This is a genomic window from Microbacterium croceum (assembly GCF_023091245.1).
GTDB lineage: Bacteria > Actinomycetota > Actinomycetes > Actinomycetales > Microbacteriaceae > Microbacterium > Microbacterium croceum.
Genome location: NZ_JAHWXN010000001.1, coordinates 1,687,581 through 1,701,345, shown reverse-complemented (window position 1 = coordinate 1,701,345; position 13,765 = coordinate 1,687,581). Strand labels below are relative to the sequence as shown.

The following is a 13,765-nucleotide window of genomic DNA, read 5'->3' as shown; positions in this document are numbered from 1 at the left end:
TCTGCGATCATTCCTGAACGATCGGTCTGCAAAGACCCGCCGATGTGGGCGGACGAGAGGATGACGATGTCCGAGGCTTACCTCGTCGCCGGAACGCGCACCCCGGTGGGGCGCTACGGCGGCGCTCTGGCCGGAGTCCGGCCCGATGATCTCGCCGCCCTCGTGGTGGCCGATGCCGTCTCCCGAGCGGGCATCCCCGGCGAGGCCGTGGATGAGGTGATCCTCGGCGCGGCCAACCAGGCCGGCGAGGACAACCGTAACGTTGCCCGCATGGCCGTGCTGCTCGCCGGCCTCCCCGACACCGTGCCGGGGCTCACCGTCAACCGCCTGTGCGCCTCCGGGATGACGGCGATCGCCCTCGCCGCCACAGCCGTGCGCGCGGGCGACGGCGACGTGCTCGTGGCCGGCGGCGTCGAATCGATGACCAGGGCACCCTGGGTGCAGGCGAAACCGGAACGGGCGTGGGCAAAGCCCGGCGCCGCGTTCGACACGTCGATCGGATGGCGCTTCGTGAACCCGCGCCTGGCGGCCCGCGACAAGGCCACCTTCTCGATGCCGGAGACCGCGGAAGAGGTCGCCCGCCTCGACGGGATCACCCGTGCGGATGCCGACGCCTTCGCCCTGCGCAGTCACCATCGGGCGCTCGCGGCGATCGACGCGGGGCGCTTCCGCAACGAGATCGTGGCGGTCGACACCCCGCGCGGTCAGGTCGACACCGACGAGGGACCCCGGCGCGAGACCTCGCTCGAGGCGCTCGCCGGTCTGCGCCCCGTGGTCGCCGGTGGTCAGGTGGTGACCGCCGGCAACTCCAGCTCCCTCAACGACGGCGCCTCGGCGGTGATCGTCGCCAGCGCTGCGGCCGTCGAGCGCTACGGGCTGCGCCCCCTGGCCCGAGTCGTGTCGGCCGCGACGGCCGCGCTCGCCCCCGAGATCATGGGACTCGGTCCGGTACCCGCGTCTGAGAAGGCTCTCGCCAAGAGCGGGCTCACGATCGGCGACATCGGCGCCGTCGAGTTGAATGAGGCGTTCGCCTCGCAGTCGCTCGCCAGCATCCGACGCCTGGGGCTGAACCCTGAGATCGTGAACGCCGACGGCGGGGCGATCGCGCTCGGGCATCCGCTCGGATCGAGCGGGTCGCGCCTGATCGTGACGCTGCTCGGACGCCTGGCTCGCGAGAACGCCCGCTACGGTCTCGCGACCATGTGCGTCGGCGTCGGCCAGGGCTCGGCCATGATCGTGGAGCGCCTCGATGCCTGACACCGCCGGACCCGAGAAGCGGGCCGTGCGCATCGAGGAGGGGAACGATCGCGTGGTCGCGACGCTCGATCGCCCCGAGGTCCGCAACGCGATCGACCAGGCGATGGTCGATGAACTGCATGCGCTGTGCGAGACGCTCCAACGCTCCCCGCGCATCCTGATCCTCACCGGCGCCGGAGGTGTCTTCGCCTCCGGCGCCGACATCGCGCAGCTGCGCGACCGCACATCGGCCGATGCGCGCAGGAGCATCAATGCGACCGTGTTCGACCGCATCCGCCGTCTGCCGATGCCGGTGATCGCCGCGGTCGACGGCTACGCCCTGGGCGGTGGCGCGGAGCTTGCCTACGCGGCCGACATCCGCATCGGCACCGACCGGGTACGTCTCGGCAACCCCGAGACCGGGTTGGGCATCATCGCTGCTGCGGGGGCGACCTGGCGGCTGCCCGAGATCGTGGGCCACGCCCGCGCGAGCGAGCTGCTGCTGACCGGTCGGGTGATCGACGCCGCGGAGGCGCGGGACTGGGGACTGCTGTCCTCCGTGCACGCCCCCGACGCCCTGCTCGACGCCGCGCACGCCCTGGCCGACCGCATCGCGGCGAACAGCGCCCGCGCCACCGCGCTCACCAAGCGCCTGCTTCTCACCCCGCCCGACGAGCATCTCGGGATCGTGGGAGAGGTGCAGGCGGAGCTGTTCGACAGTGCGGACAAACACGAGCGGATGACCGCGTTCCTGGAGAGGAAAAGGAGCCGATGAGCCTTCCACAGAACATCGGGGTACTGGGCGGAGGCCGCATGGGCGCAGGGATCGCGCATGCGTTCCTGCTCGCCGGCGCCCGCGTGCACGTCGTGGAGCGCGATCAGGATGCGGCGGATGCAGCACGCACCCGGGTGCACGAGAGCCTGGAGCGGTCGGTCGCGCGCAGCGGAGACGCGCTGTCTCTCGACGATCTCACCTCCGCGCTCACGGTCGGCACAGCGGTGGACGACTTCGCTCAGGCGGGTCTGGTCATCGAAGCCGTTCCCGAGGATCGCGCGCTGAAAGCCGAGGCGCTGTCGCGCATCGAGGCGGTCGTCGCGGGTGACGCGGTGCTCGCCACGAACACCTCGTCGATCTCGATCACCGATCTCGCCGGCGGGCTCTCCTTCCCCGAGCGCTTCCTCGGCATGCACTTCTTCAACCCGGTGCCATCCTCCGCGCTGATCGAGGTCGTGATCGGCACGCAGACGCTGACATCGCTCGTCGACACGCTGCGTGGCTGGGTGGCGGAGCTCGGCAAGACCGCGGTGATCGTGCGCGATTCCCCCGGATTCGCGTCCAGCCGTCTCGGCGTGATGCTCGCGCTCGAGGCCATCCGCATGCTCGAGGAAGGCGTTGCGTCGGCCGCCGATATCGACGCCGCCATGGAGCTCGGGTACCGGCATCCGACCGGACCATTGCGCACCACCGACATCGTCGGGCTCGACGTACGGCTCGGCATCGCGGAGGAGCTGGAGCGCGCGTTCGGCGAGCGCTTCGCTCCGCCCGCGCTGCTGCGCCGGATGGTGGACGACGGACAGCTGGGCCGCAAGAGCGGCCGAGGATTCTACGACTGGAGTGACGAGAGATGACCACTGCGATCCTGCCCAGCTATGTCGGCGACGCCTGGTGGGCGCCCGAGACCGACCCCGACGCCACCGTCGTGCGCGATGCGTCCACCGGCGAGGCCGTGGCCGCCATCAGCACCCGCGGTCTCGACGTCGAGGCGGTACTGCGCCACGCGCGCACGGTCGGACAGCAGAGCCTCGGCGCCCTGACCTTCCACCAGCGGGCCGTGCTGCTCAAGCAGTTCGCGATCGAGCTGACGGCGCACAAGGAGGAGCTGTACGAGCTGTCGACGCGCTCCGGATCGACCAGGCGCGACTCGCTCAACGACATCGACGGCGGTATCGGCGTGCTGTTCACGTACTCCTCCAAGGGGCGCCGGGAGATGCCGAACTCCCAGGTCTACCTCGACGGCGCGATCGAGCCGCTGTCGAAGGACGGCTCGTTCCTCGGTCGCCACATCTACACGCGTCTGCCCGGTGTCGCGCTGCAGATCAACGCGTTCAACTTCCCGATGTGGGGGGCGCTGGAGAAGTTCGCCCCGGCCTTCCTCGCCGGAGTGCCGTCGATCGTGAAGCCCGCGACGCCCACCGCGTACGTGGCCGAGGCCTGGGTACGCATCCTGGTCGACTCCGGACTGCTGCCTGCCGGCTCGCTGCAGCTGATCAGTGGCGGCGTGCACGATCTGCTCGGCCGGCTCACGCTCGGCGACACGGTCGGCTTCACCGGCAGCGCGACCACCGCCGCGCGCCTGCGTGGCCAGGTCGACCCGGCGGTGCGGTTCACGAGCGAGACGGACTCGATCAACGCCTCGGTGCTCGCGCCGGATGCCACCGCCGGCACCCCCGAGTTCGACGCCTACGTGCGTCAGCTGATGGTCGAGCTCACGACCAAGGCCGGACAGAAGTGCACCGCGATCCGCCGGGCGATCGTGCCGGTGGGATCCCGCGACGACCTGGTCGCAGCGCTGCAGGCGAGCATGGACGCGCGCGTCGTGATCGGCGATCCCCGCGCGGAGGGCGTCACCCTCGGCCCCCTGGTATCGGTCGCACAGCGCGATGAGGTGCTGCACCAGGTCGGCGTGCTGCAGGATGCCGGTGGCACCCTGCTGATCGGTTCGACCGATCGCCCCGATGTGACGCGCGCCGACGGCACCGTGGGTGCGGCCGAGGACGGCGCCTTCCTCTCCCCCCTCGTGATCGGCTTCGACGGCCCGGCCCCCGATGCCGCCCACGAGGTGGAGGCGTTCGGTCCGGTCACGAGCGTGCTCACCTACTCCTCGCTCGCCGAGGCCGCTGAGCTGGTCGGACGCGGCGGAGGGTCGCTCGTGACCAGTGTCGCGACGCACGATCCGCAGACCGCCGCGGAGCTGATTTCGCGCATCGGCGCGTTCAACGGCCGCGTACTGTTCCTCGACCGCGACGACGCCCGCAGTTCCACCGGGCATGGGGCCCCCGTGCCGCACCTGGTGCACGGCGGCCCCGGCCGCGCGGGCGGCGGCGAGGAGCTGGGCGGAATCCGGGCTGTGCTGCACTACATGCAGCGCACTGCGGTGCAGGGCTCCCCGCGCATGCTGACCGCGATCACCGGGGTGTGGCACGCCGGCGCCGATGCCGACGCGACCGGCACCCATCCGTTCCGCAAGTCGCTCGCCGAGCTGCGGATCGGCGACCGCGTCGACTCCGCCGAGCGCGAGGTCACCCTCGCCGACATCGAGACCTTCGCGCACTTCACCGGCGACACGTTCTACGCCCATATGGACGAGGCCGCGGCGGCCGCGAATCCGTTCTTCCCCGGTCGGGTCGCGCACGGCTACCTGCTGGTGTCGTGGGCGGCAGGACTCTTCGTCGATCCGGCTCCCGGCCCCGTGCTCGCCAACTCCGGGCTCGAGAACCTGCGCTTCATCACGCCGGTCTCGCCGGGCGACCGCATCCGGGTGGCGCTGACCGCGAAGCAGATCACGCCGCGGGAGACCGACGAATACGGCGAGGTGCGCTGGGACGCCGTGATCCGCAACGAACGCGATGAGGTGGTGGCCGAGTACGACGTGCTCACCCTGGTCGCCAAGGAGCTCGCCCCCGCTGGCGCCCAGCCCTCGACCGGAGCGGCAGCGTGACCCTGCGTCCGATGATGCAGCGGGACCGCGCGTCGGCACTGCTGGGCATGACCGTCGAGAAGGACGAGCCGGGCGAGGCCGTCGTCTCGATGCTCGTGCGCGAAGACATGCTCAACGGCCACGCCATCACGCACGGCGGCTTCGTGTTCACGCTCGCCGACACGGCCTTCGCGATCGCCTGCAACGAAGACGAGCGGGTCACGGTCGCCGCCGGCGCCGACATCGTGTTCGTGAAATCGACGACCGCGGGGCAGCGTCTGACCGCACACGCGCGTCGCCGCACCGTCACCGGCCGTGCCGGGGTCTACGACATCACGGTCACGGATGACACGGGCGACGTGGTCGCCGAGGTACGCGGCCGCTCGCTGACGACCGACCGTCGCCCCGCGGAGTGACCCGGTGTGGATCGCGCGGGTGCAGCGAGAGGGCGGAGGGAGCGATCCCTCCGCCCTCACGCGCCTGCGCCTCTCAGCGCTGGATGACCTTCGGCGCCGAGACGGCCTTCAGCCCGGCGACTCCGAACTCCTGCCCGTAACCCGACGCCTTGATGCCGCCGAAGGGCACGTGCGGGTTGATCGCACCGTGCTGGTTGATCCACACCGTGCCCGCTTGCACACGTCGGGCGACCTCGGTCGCGGCATCGACGTCCTGCGACCAGACCGATCCGCCGAGCCCCTGTGCAGAGGCGTTGGCCCGGCGCACGGCGTCGTCGACGTCCGAGTAGCGGATGACCGGGATGACCGGTCCGAACTGCTCCTCGTCGACCAGGCGCGCGCCGTCGGCGATGTCCGCGACGACCGTGGTCTGGTAGAAGAGCGGACCGTGCTCGGGGGCCGCGGCGCCGCCGGCGACGATGCGCGCGCCGTTCGCCCTGGCATCGTCGACGAGTGCGGCGACGATGTCGAACTGCTTCTCGTTCTGCAGCGGCCCCAGCACGTTGGCCTCGTCGAGACCGTTGCCCAGTGGCATGGTGCGCGCCAGCTGGGCGAGCGTGTCGACGACCTGCTCGTACTGCGAGTCGTGCACGTAGAGGCGCTTGAGTGCGGCGCAGGTCTGCCCGGTGTTGATGAAGATGCCCCAGAACAGATTCTCGGCGATCGCCTCGATGTCGGTGCCCGGCAGGATGATCCCCGCGTCGTTGCCGCCGAGCTCGAGCGTGAGCCGCGCGAGACTTCCCGCGGAGGCCTCGACGATGCGACGACCGGTGGCCGTCGACCCGGTGAACATGATCTTGTCGAGATCGGGGTGCGCCGCGATGGCCGCGCCGACCTCGCGGTCTCCGGAGATGACCGTGAGCACGCCGGCCGGCAGGTGCCGGTTGTAGATCTCGGCGAGCGCGAGCACCGACAGCGGCGTGTACTCGCTGGGCTTCACCACCACGGTGTTGCCCATCCGCAGCGAGGGGGCGATCTGCCAGACCGTGATCATCATGGGCCAGTTCCACGGGCCGATCGCGCCGACCACACCCAGAGGGTCGTAGTGCACCTCGGCGCGGGACTCCCCCGCCTCGAACACGACCTCCGGCTCGATCGCGGTGTCGGCGGCCGTACGGGTCCAGAGTGCACAGGCACCCACCTCGAAACGGGCGTTGGGTCCGTTCAGCGGCTTGCCCTGCTCCCGCGACAGCAGCACCGCGAGTTCCTCGCTGTGCGCCTCGAGGTCATCCGCGATCGCGTGCAGGATGCGGCTGCGCTCCGCGTGGCCGATCGCGGCCCAGGCCGGCTGCGCCGCGCGTGCGGCCGCGACCGCATCGTTCAGGTCGGCGACCGTGTAGACCGGCGCATAGCCGATGGTCTCTCTCGTGGCGGCATCCGGGATCGCGCGGCCCACGCTCTCGGGCACGCTGACGGCTTCCAGGATCGTCGTCGTCGTGGTCACAGCATCCTCCTCATTCCGCGGACTGCTCTGTCCGGTTGCCCCGAGCCTAGAAACGCTCGCCGCGGCCTGTACAGGCCACGAGTGCCGAAACGCGGGCATCGTGCGCATGGGGCACAGGCCTGTACGCACACCGCGGACCGAACCCCCTGACCGATTGATGAGATGACGATGAACCGTCCTGCGTCCGCACCGCTGCGGACCGGGGAAAGTGATGAAGGAGTCACGATGACGACGATCGAACTGCTGACCGGTGCCGGCGAATCCGTGCTGCACTCGCACGCCGAGCTCGCAGAGCTCCAGCTGCGGCGCCTGCAGTGGACCGTGCGCCACGCGTACGAGAACGTGCCGCACTACCATCGCCGGTTCACGGAGCACGGCGTCACGCCCGACGACATCCGGACGCTCGCCGACATCCGCCGACTGCCGTTCACGACCAAGGCCGATCTGCGCGAGACGTATCCGTTCGGCATGGTCGCGGTGCCGATGGCGGAGGTACGGCGGGTGCATGCCTCGTCGGGCACCACCGGACGCCCGACCGTGGTCGCCTACACGCAGGGTGACCTGGACCGCTGGGCCGATCTCATCGCCCGCTCGCTGCACGCCGCCGGCATCCGACCCGGTATGCGCGTGCACAACGCCTACGGCTACGGTCTGTTCACGGGTGGACTCGGGGCGCATGCAGGGATCGAACGGCTCGGCGCGACCGTGATCCCGATGTCGGGTGGTCAGACCGCCCGCCAGGTGCAGATGATCCACGACTTCGAGCCGGACGCGATCCTGTGCACACCGAGCTACCTGCTGACCATCGCCGACGCGATGGAGGAGGCGGGTATCGATCCGCGCTCGACGTCGCTGCGCATCGCCGTGCTCGGGGCTGAGCCCTGGACGAACGAGATGCGCCGCGAGATCGAGCGACGCATGAACCTCGACGCGGTCGACATCTACGGGCTCAGCGAGGTGATGGGGCCGGGTGTCGCGAGTGAGAGCGTGCTCACCAAGGACGGCCCGCACATCTGGGAGGACCACTTCCTCCCGGAGACGATCGACGCGGAATCGGGCGAACCGGTGGTGGATGGCGAACTCGGAGAGCTCGTCTTCACCTCGCTCACGAAGGAGGCGTTCCCGGTCATCCGCTACCGCACCCGCGATCTCACCCGACTCCTGCCCGGCACGACCTTCCCGGCCGCACGGCGGATCGAGAAGATCACGGGACGCAACGACGACATGATCATCCTTCGCGGCGTGAACCTCTTCCCCACGCAGATCGAGGAGCTCGTGATGGGCATCGAGACCCTGACGCCGCACTTCGTGCTGGAGCTGCGCCGCGAGAGCCGGATGGACTCGATGACCGTGCGGATCGAACGGCATCCGCAGCTCGATCGAGAGGTGTGCGAGGCGGCGGCCGCCGTGCTGCAGCAGCGCATCAAGGTGCACGTGGGCACGACCGTCGACGTGCACCTGGAAGAACCGGGGGCCCTACCGCGCAGCGAAGGCAAGTACAAGCGCGTCTACGACCTGCGCTGAGGCCGCGACGGCCGGGGTCACCCGCGCAGCGCGAGAGTGAAGGGCAGCACCGCCGTCGCGCCCGCCCGACGGAGTGTGCGCGCCGCGACCGTCACGGTCCACCGGCTGTCGACCAGATCGTCGACGATCAGCATGGGCCCTGCCGGAACCTCGAGATGCTCGGCACTCAGTCGATCCCAGAGGCCCGCAAGTCGGAACACGCTGTTGCCGCCGGGCTGTCCGCTCGGTCCGCCGCCCGCGGGTGCGAGCGCGCCGAGGAACGGCAGACGCCCGACCTCGGCGAGACCGCGGGCGAGCGAGTCGACGAGCTGCGGATGCGACCGCGACGGCATCGCGACCACCGCCACCGGGCGCTGTTCCCACGTCCACCCGGCGAGCACGCGGACGCAGGCGGCGAGCAGTTGCGGCGACACCGGGGCATCCGGAGCGCCTGCCGCGAAGATCTCGCGCAGCGCGCCTCCCCAACCGAGGTCGGTGAGGCGGGCGAGCGCCCTCCCCTCGCCCGCCTGCTCGTCCGCGGGGATGCGACCCCGCACCGGCACATCCAGGCGATCGGCGCCGGTCGGCCAGGCGCGACGCGGCTCGATCGGCACACCGACCCGGTCGAGCGACTCCGACGCCTGGGTGGTGGCCGCCGCACCGATCTCGCGGGGGAACCATCCGCCGGCGCAGTTGTCGCAGCGACCGCACGGCGCCGCGGTCTCGTCGTCGAGCGAGCGCTGCAGGAACTCCATCCGGCAGCCCTCGGTCTTCTCGTAGTCGAGCATGTGCTGCTGCTCGGCGACGCGTTCGGCCGCGATGCGCTCGTACCTCTCGGCGTCGTAGGCCCAGGGCTCGCCCGTGGCGACCCACCCGCCCTGCACGCGTCGCACGGCGCCGTCGACATCGAGCACCTTCAGCAGCAACTCGAGCGGTGTGCGGCGGATGTCGACCATGGCTTCGAGCGCCGGCGTCGAGATCGGGGTGTCGCCGAGCGCCGTGATCACTCGCTCCGCGCGCTCCCGGTCGGGCATCGACGCGGTCGCGAAGTAGTGCCAGATGTCGCGGTCCTCCACCCCCGGCAGCAGGAGCACGTCGGCGCTCTCGCTGGCACGGCCCGCACGACCGACCTGCTGGTAGTAGGCCACGGGCGACGACGGTGCGCCCAGGTGCAGCACGAACCCGAGATCGGGCTTGTCGAAGCCCATGCCGAGGGCGCTGGTCGCGACGAGCGCCTTGACCTCGTTGCGCTTCAGCATCCCCTCGGACTCGGCGCGCTCGTCGGTGTCGGTCTGGCCGGTGTAGGCACGCACATCGTGACCGTGCTCGCGCAGCAGTCGGGCGGTGTCGACCGCGGCGGCGACGGTCAGGGTGTAGATGATGCCGGAGCCCGGAAGGTCGTCGAGGTGGCTGAGCAGCCAGGCGAGTCGGCTTGCCGAGTCGCGCAGCCGCAGCACACCGAGGCGCAGCGAGGTGCGGGCGAGCGGGCCACGGATCGTGAGCACCTCGGCCGTTCCTGCCTCACCGCCACCGTGCAGACTGTCCAGCTGCTCTGCGACATCGGCCACGACGCGGCCGTTCGCGGTCGCCGTGGTCGCGAGCACCGGCACATCGGCGGGCATCTGCGCGATCAGGTCGCGCAGCCGCCGATAGTCGGGACGGAAGTCGTGTCCCCAATCGCTGATGCAGTGCGCCTCGTCGACGACCAGCATGCCGATGCGGCCGACGAGCGCCGGCAGCTGCTCCTCACGGAAGGACGGGTTGTTCAAGCGCTCGGGCGAGACCAGCAGCACGTCGACCTCATCGCGATCGAGCCGCGTCAGCACATCGCTCCACTCGTGGGCGTTGGTGGAGTTGATCGCGACCGCACGCACACCGGCACGCTCGGCCGCGGAGATCTGGTCGCGCATGAGCGCCAGCAGCGGCGAGACCAGCACCGTGGGCCCGGCCCCCTGTCGCCGCAGCAACAGGGTGGCCACGAAGTACACCGCCGACTTGCCCCATCCGGTGCGCTGCACGACCAGCGCGCGACGCCTGCCGGCGACCAGAGCCTCGATCGCCTCGTACTGCCCGTCGTGGAAGTCGGCATCGGCGCGACCGACGAGTTCCCGCAGCGCGGCGAGCGCGGCTCCTCGGGTGTCGCCCTCGCGGGTGTCGGACGGAGCAGTGGAGACCATGACCCCACTCTGCCCCACTCCACCGACATGCCCCGCGCGGCCCCCGCGCGCACGCGGTCGTCTAGCGTGGAGCTGTGATCACCCGAGAACTCGCCGTCGCCCTGCGTGATGCGGGTCTGGTGTGGCATCCGGCCGATGGGGACCGGTTCCAGCTCGACCTGCCGGAGGAGATCGAGCTCGAAGCCGAGGCCGACGTCTTCACCGTCAGTGCCATGACCATCGAGGCCCGTCAGACACCGAGCGGCACCGATCTGGCGTTCAACGGCACCACCGAGTGGGCGCTCGACGCGGTCACGCTCGCCGACGCCGTCTGGCTGCCCAGGGAGGATCAGCTTCGCGATCTCCTGCGCGGGACCTTCCGCCGCCTGTCCCGGTTGACCGACACGTTCCTGGTCGAGATCGAGCTCGCCGGCGAGACGCTCCGGTTCGAACATCCCGATCCCGCCGAGGCCTACGGCAGGGCTCTTCTCGAGCTGGTCTCCCGCTCTCGCTGAGCGTCGCGTCTTGCGTGTCGCGCATCGTCATGTCAGAATTACTCAACGACCGGTCAGTAAAGATCGGAGGATGAGGAGTCGATGATGACCAGCCCTGCAGACCTCAGCCTCGTATCGGGCGAGATCTCCGACGAGGAGCGCCTGTTCGATGAGCTCATCGCGAATGAACAGCGCATCGAGCCCCGCGACTGGATGCCCGAGGCGTACCGCAAGACGCTGATCCGTCAGATCTCGCAGCACGCGCACTCCGAGATCATCGGGATGCAGCCCGAAGGCAACTGGATCACGCGCGCCCCGAGCCTCAAGCGCAAGGCGATCCTGATGGCGAAGGTGCAGGACGAGGCCGGGCACGGGCTCTACCTCTACTCCGCCGCGCAGACCCTCGGCATCACCCGCGACGAGATGATGGACCAGCTCATCAGCGGCAAGGCCAAGTATTCCTCGATCTTCAACTACCCCACCCCGACCTGGGCCGACATGGGCGCGATCGGCTGGCTCGTCGACGGCGCCGCGATCGTCAACCAGGTGCCGCTGTGCCGGGCGTCGTACGGTCCGTACGGCCGCGCGATGGTGCGCGTCTGCAAGGAGGAGTCGTTCCACCAGCGCCAGGGGTTCGAGATCCTGCTCAGCCTCATGCAGGGCTCCGAAGAGCAGCGGCAGATGGCGCAGGATGCCGTGAACCGCTGGTACTGGCCGAGCCTGGCGATGTTCGGTCCGCCGGATGAGCAGTCGCCGAACTCCGCGCAGTCGATGAAGTGGAAGATCAAGCGGTTCTCGAACGACGATCTGCGCCAGCGCTTCGTCGGGATGCTGGTGCCGCAGGCCGAGATCCTCGGCGTCACGCTGCCCGATCCCGACCTGCGGTTCGACGAGGAGACCGGTCAGTACGTGATCGGCGAGATCGATTGGGACGAGTTCTTCGAGGTGCTGCGCGGCAACGGGCCCTGCAACGCCGAGCGCCTGGAGCGCCGCCGCACCGCACATGAAGAAGGTGCGTGGGTGCGGGAGGCCGCAGCCGAGTACGCCCGCAAGCAGGCCGTCACCTCGACGGCGGTGGCGTGATGGCGACCCCGGGCGCCGACCCTTCGACAGGCTCAGGACAGGCCCCAGGGACCCAGGGTCGGGAATTGTGGCCGCTGTGGGAGGTGTTCGTGCGCGCGAACCGCGGTCTGAGCCACGTGCACGTCGGGTCGCTGCACGCGCCGGATGCCGAGATGGCGATCCGCAATGCGCGCGACCTCTACACGCGTCGCGGAGAGGGCGTCTCGATCTGGGTCGCGCCCGCGGATGCCATCACCACGAGCGACCCCGATGCCAAGGGCGCGTACTTCGAGAGCCCCGCCGGAAAGAACTACCGTCACGCCGTGTACTACACGGCGTCCGAGGGGGTGCCGCACCTGTGACCCTTCGACAAGCTCAGGGACCCATCCCGGAGGCCGACGCGCACGGCGACGTCTCGGTCGATGAGCTCCAGCTCTCCCAGGAGCTCTCCGGCGTCGGCGCCGTGGCCGCATCCGCCGACATCGCCGAGTACGCCCTGCGTCTCGGGGACGATGCGCTGATCCTCTCGCAGCAGCTGGGTGCGTGGATCTCCCGGGCTCCCGAGCTGGAGGAGGACGTCGCGCTGGGCAACATCGCCCTGGACCTTCTCGGCCATGCCCGGTCGTTCCTGCACTACGCCGGTTCGTTCGACGGCCGCAGCGAAGATGATCTGGCGTTCTTCCGCGATGAGCCGGCGTTCCGCTGCGCGTGGATCGTGCAGCAGCCGAACGGCGACTTCGCCCAGACCATCGCGCGGCAGTTCGTGGCCGCCACCTACATGTTCGAGCTGTACTCCGCGCTGCGGGCGAGCAGCGATGCGACCTTCGCGGCGATCGCGGAGAAGTCACTCAAAGAGGTCGACTATCACCGCGACCACGCGGTGCAGTGGATGCTGCGCCTGGCCGGAGGCACCGAGGAGTCGCGGGCGCGGATCATCCGCGCGAACGCCGATGTCTGGCCGTACGTCGATGAGCTGTTCCGCGACGACGAGCTGATCGAACGCCTCGGCGACGCCGCGGTGCGACCGTCGAGTCTGCGCCCGGGCTTCGACGCCGTCGTCGACACGGTCTTCGCCGAGGCGGAGCTGTCGGTGCCCGCGGTCGCCGCTTCGTCCGCCGGTGGCCGTCATGGCGCACACGCCACCCCGCTCGGTCACATCCTCGCCGAGATGCAGGTGCTCGCGCGACGGCATCCCGGGGCCACGTGGTGATTCCGGTGCACAGCGACGACACGACTCCGACGCAGGAGGCCTGGCGCATCGCGGCGGCCGTCGCCGACCCCGAGGTGCCCGTGCTCACGATCGAGGATCTCGGCGTGCTGCGGGCAGTCGTGGTCGACGGATCGCGCGTGTCAGTCGACATCACCCCGACTTACAGCGGCTGCCCGGCGATGGACACGATCCGTGACGACGTCATCCTCGCGCTCACCGCGGCGGGGTATCGGGAGGTGGAGGTGCGCCTCGTGCTCTCCCCCGCCTGGACGACGGACTGGATGACCGATGCCGGCAAGACCAAGCTCGCCGAGTACGGCATCGCACCGCCCTCGGGGCGCGCAGCTGTGTCTACGGGCCCCATCCGCCTGGCGCTGAGCGTGCGCTGCCCGCGCTGCGGATCCCTCGACACCCGCGAGGTCTCGCGGTTCGGCTCGACCTCATGCAAGGCCCTGTTCGAGTGCCGCGCGTGCCTCGAGCCGTTCGATCACTTCAAGGTGCACTGAC

The 13,765-nt window shown here is 70.1% G+C and carries 13 protein-coding genes; 11 read left to right on the top strand and 2 right to left on the bottom strand.

The window, feature by feature from the left end; all coding sequences use genetic code 11:
* The first annotated feature begins 66 nt into the window (after nt 1-66).
* From KZC51_RS08025 to paaI, 5 genes are read left to right on the top strand one after another with little or no spacing between them, the layout of a single operon-like run.
* Nucleotides 67-1,257 (top strand): thiolase family protein, encoded by a 1,191-nt coding sequence (locus KZC51_RS08025; protein ID WP_247629473.1) that lies wholly within the window; start codon nt 67-69, stop codon nt 1,255-1,257.
* Nucleotides 1,250-2,011 carry an enoyl-CoA hydratase/isomerase family protein gene (locus KZC51_RS08020; protein WP_247629472.1) on the top strand — a complete coding sequence of 254 codons (762 nt, stop codon included), beginning with the start codon at nt 1,250-1,252 and terminating at the stop codon, nt 2,009-2,011. Before KZC51_RS08025 ends, KZC51_RS08020 begins: the two co-directional genes overlap by 8 nt.
* Complete coding sequence (locus KZC51_RS08015; RefSeq protein WP_247629471.1) at nt 2,008-2,865, top strand: 3-hydroxyacyl-CoA dehydrogenase family protein; 858 nt, start codon at nt 2,008-2,010, stop codon at nt 2,863-2,865. The genes KZC51_RS08020 and KZC51_RS08015 overlap by 4 nt, the downstream gene beginning before the upstream one ends.
* Nucleotides 2,862-4,955: a phenylacetic acid degradation bifunctional protein PaaZ gene (gene paaZ, locus KZC51_RS08010; RefSeq protein ID WP_247629470.1), complete on the top strand. Its 2,094-nt coding sequence runs from the start codon at nt 2,862-2,864 to the stop codon at nt 4,953-4,955. The genes KZC51_RS08015 and paaZ overlap by 4 nt, the downstream gene beginning before the upstream one ends.
* An 11-nt stretch (nt 4,956-4,966) precedes the next feature.
* Entirely contained in the window at nt 4,967-5,350 is a 384-nt protein-coding gene (paaI, locus tag KZC51_RS08005) for a hydroxyphenylacetyl-CoA thioesterase PaaI (RefSeq protein ID WP_247629469.1), read from the top strand.
* A 73-nt stretch (nt 5,351-5,423) separates the two neighbouring features.
* Here the strand turns inward: paaI and KZC51_RS08000 are convergent, their stop codons facing one another.
* Nucleotides 5,424-6,833 (bottom strand): aldehyde dehydrogenase family protein, encoded by a 1,410-nt coding sequence (locus KZC51_RS08000; RefSeq protein ID WP_247629468.1) that lies wholly within the window; start codon nt 6,831-6,833, stop codon nt 5,424-5,426.
* A 225-nt stretch (nt 6,834-7,058) separates the two neighbouring features.
* Between KZC51_RS08000 and paaK the strand changes: the two genes are divergently transcribed.
* Nucleotides 7,059-8,357 (top strand): phenylacetate--CoA ligase PaaK, encoded by a 1,299-nt coding sequence (paaK, locus tag KZC51_RS07995; protein ID WP_247629467.1) that lies wholly within the window; start codon nt 7,059-7,061, stop codon nt 8,355-8,357.
* Nucleotides 8,358-8,374: 17 nt separating this feature from the next.
* Here the strand turns inward: paaK and KZC51_RS07990 are convergent, their stop codons facing one another.
* Nucleotides 8,375-10,513 carry a RecQ family ATP-dependent DNA helicase gene (locus KZC51_RS07990; protein WP_247629466.1) on the bottom strand — a complete coding sequence of 713 codons (2,139 nt, stop codon included), beginning with the start codon at nt 10,511-10,513 and terminating at the stop codon, nt 8,375-8,377.
* A gap of 74 nt (nt 10,514-10,587) precedes the next feature.
* Here KZC51_RS07990 and KZC51_RS07985 point away from each other — a divergent pair, with 74 nt between their 5' ends.
* The 5 genes from KZC51_RS07985 (at nt 10,588) to paaD (ending at nt 13,764) form a co-directional block, all read left to right on the top strand.
* Nucleotides 10,588-11,007, top strand: coding sequence for a pilus assembly protein CpaE (locus KZC51_RS07985; protein WP_247629465.1), 420 nt, complete (start codon nt 10,588-10,590; stop codon nt 11,005-11,007).
* Between the two features lie 84 nt (nt 11,008-11,091).
* Entirely contained in the window at nt 11,092-12,069 is a 978-nt protein-coding gene (gene paaA, locus KZC51_RS07980; protein ID WP_247629464.1) for a 1,2-phenylacetyl-CoA epoxidase subunit PaaA, read from the top strand.
* Nucleotides 12,069-12,410 carry a 1,2-phenylacetyl-CoA epoxidase subunit PaaB gene (gene paaB, locus KZC51_RS07975; RefSeq protein ID WP_247630610.1) on the top strand — a complete coding sequence of 114 codons (342 nt, stop codon included), beginning with the start codon at nt 12,069-12,071 and terminating at the stop codon, nt 12,408-12,410. The genes paaA and paaB overlap by 1 nt, the downstream gene beginning before the upstream one ends.
* On the top strand, nt 12,407-13,258 hold the full coding sequence (paaC, locus tag KZC51_RS07970) for a 1,2-phenylacetyl-CoA epoxidase subunit PaaC (protein WP_247629463.1): 852 nt from the start codon (nt 12,407-12,409) through the stop codon (nt 13,256-13,258). Before paaB ends, paaC begins: the two co-directional genes overlap by 4 nt.
* The gene (gene paaD / locus KZC51_RS07965) at nt 13,255-13,764 is read left to right on the top strand and encodes a 1,2-phenylacetyl-CoA epoxidase subunit PaaD (RefSeq protein WP_372491795.1); all 510 of its coding nucleotides are present in this window, start codon (nt 13,255-13,257) and stop codon (nt 13,762-13,764) included. Before paaC ends, paaD begins: the two co-directional genes overlap by 4 nt.
* Nucleotide 13,765 lies beyond the last annotated feature (1 nt).

Bases quoted from the DNA above. Each gene is read 5' to 3' on its own strand.
- KZC51_RS08025 (WP_247629473.1), top strand. From the start codon at position 67: ATGTCCGAGGCTTACCTCGTCGCCGGAACGCGCACCCCGGTGGGGCGC.
- KZC51_RS08020 (WP_247629472.1), top strand. From the start codon at position 1,250: ATGCCTGACACCGCCGGACCCGAGAAGCGGGCCGTGCGCATCGAGGAG.
- KZC51_RS08015 (WP_247629471.1), top strand. From the start codon at position 2,008: ATGAGCCTTCCACAGAACATCGGGGTACTGGGCGGAGGCCGCATGGGC.
- paaZ (WP_247629470.1), top strand. From the start codon at position 2,862: ATGACCACTGCGATCCTGCCCAGCTATGTCGGCGACGCCTGGTGGGCG.
- paaI (WP_247629469.1), top strand. From the start codon at position 4,967: ATGATGCAGCGGGACCGCGCGTCGGCACTGCTGGGCATGACCGTCGAG.
- paaK (WP_247629467.1), top strand. From the start codon at position 7,059: ATGACGACGATCGAACTGCTGACCGGTGCCGGCGAATCCGTGCTGCAC.
- KZC51_RS07990 (WP_247629466.1), bottom strand. From the start codon at position 10,513: ATGGTCTCCACTGCTCCGTCCGACACCCGCGAGGGCGACACCCGAGGA.
- paaA (WP_247629464.1), top strand. From the start codon at position 11,092: ATGACCAGCCCTGCAGACCTCAGCCTCGTATCGGGCGAGATCTCCGAC.
- paaB (WP_247630610.1), top strand. From the start codon at position 12,069: ATGGCGACCCCGGGCGCCGACCCTTCGACAGGCTCAGGACAGGCCCCA.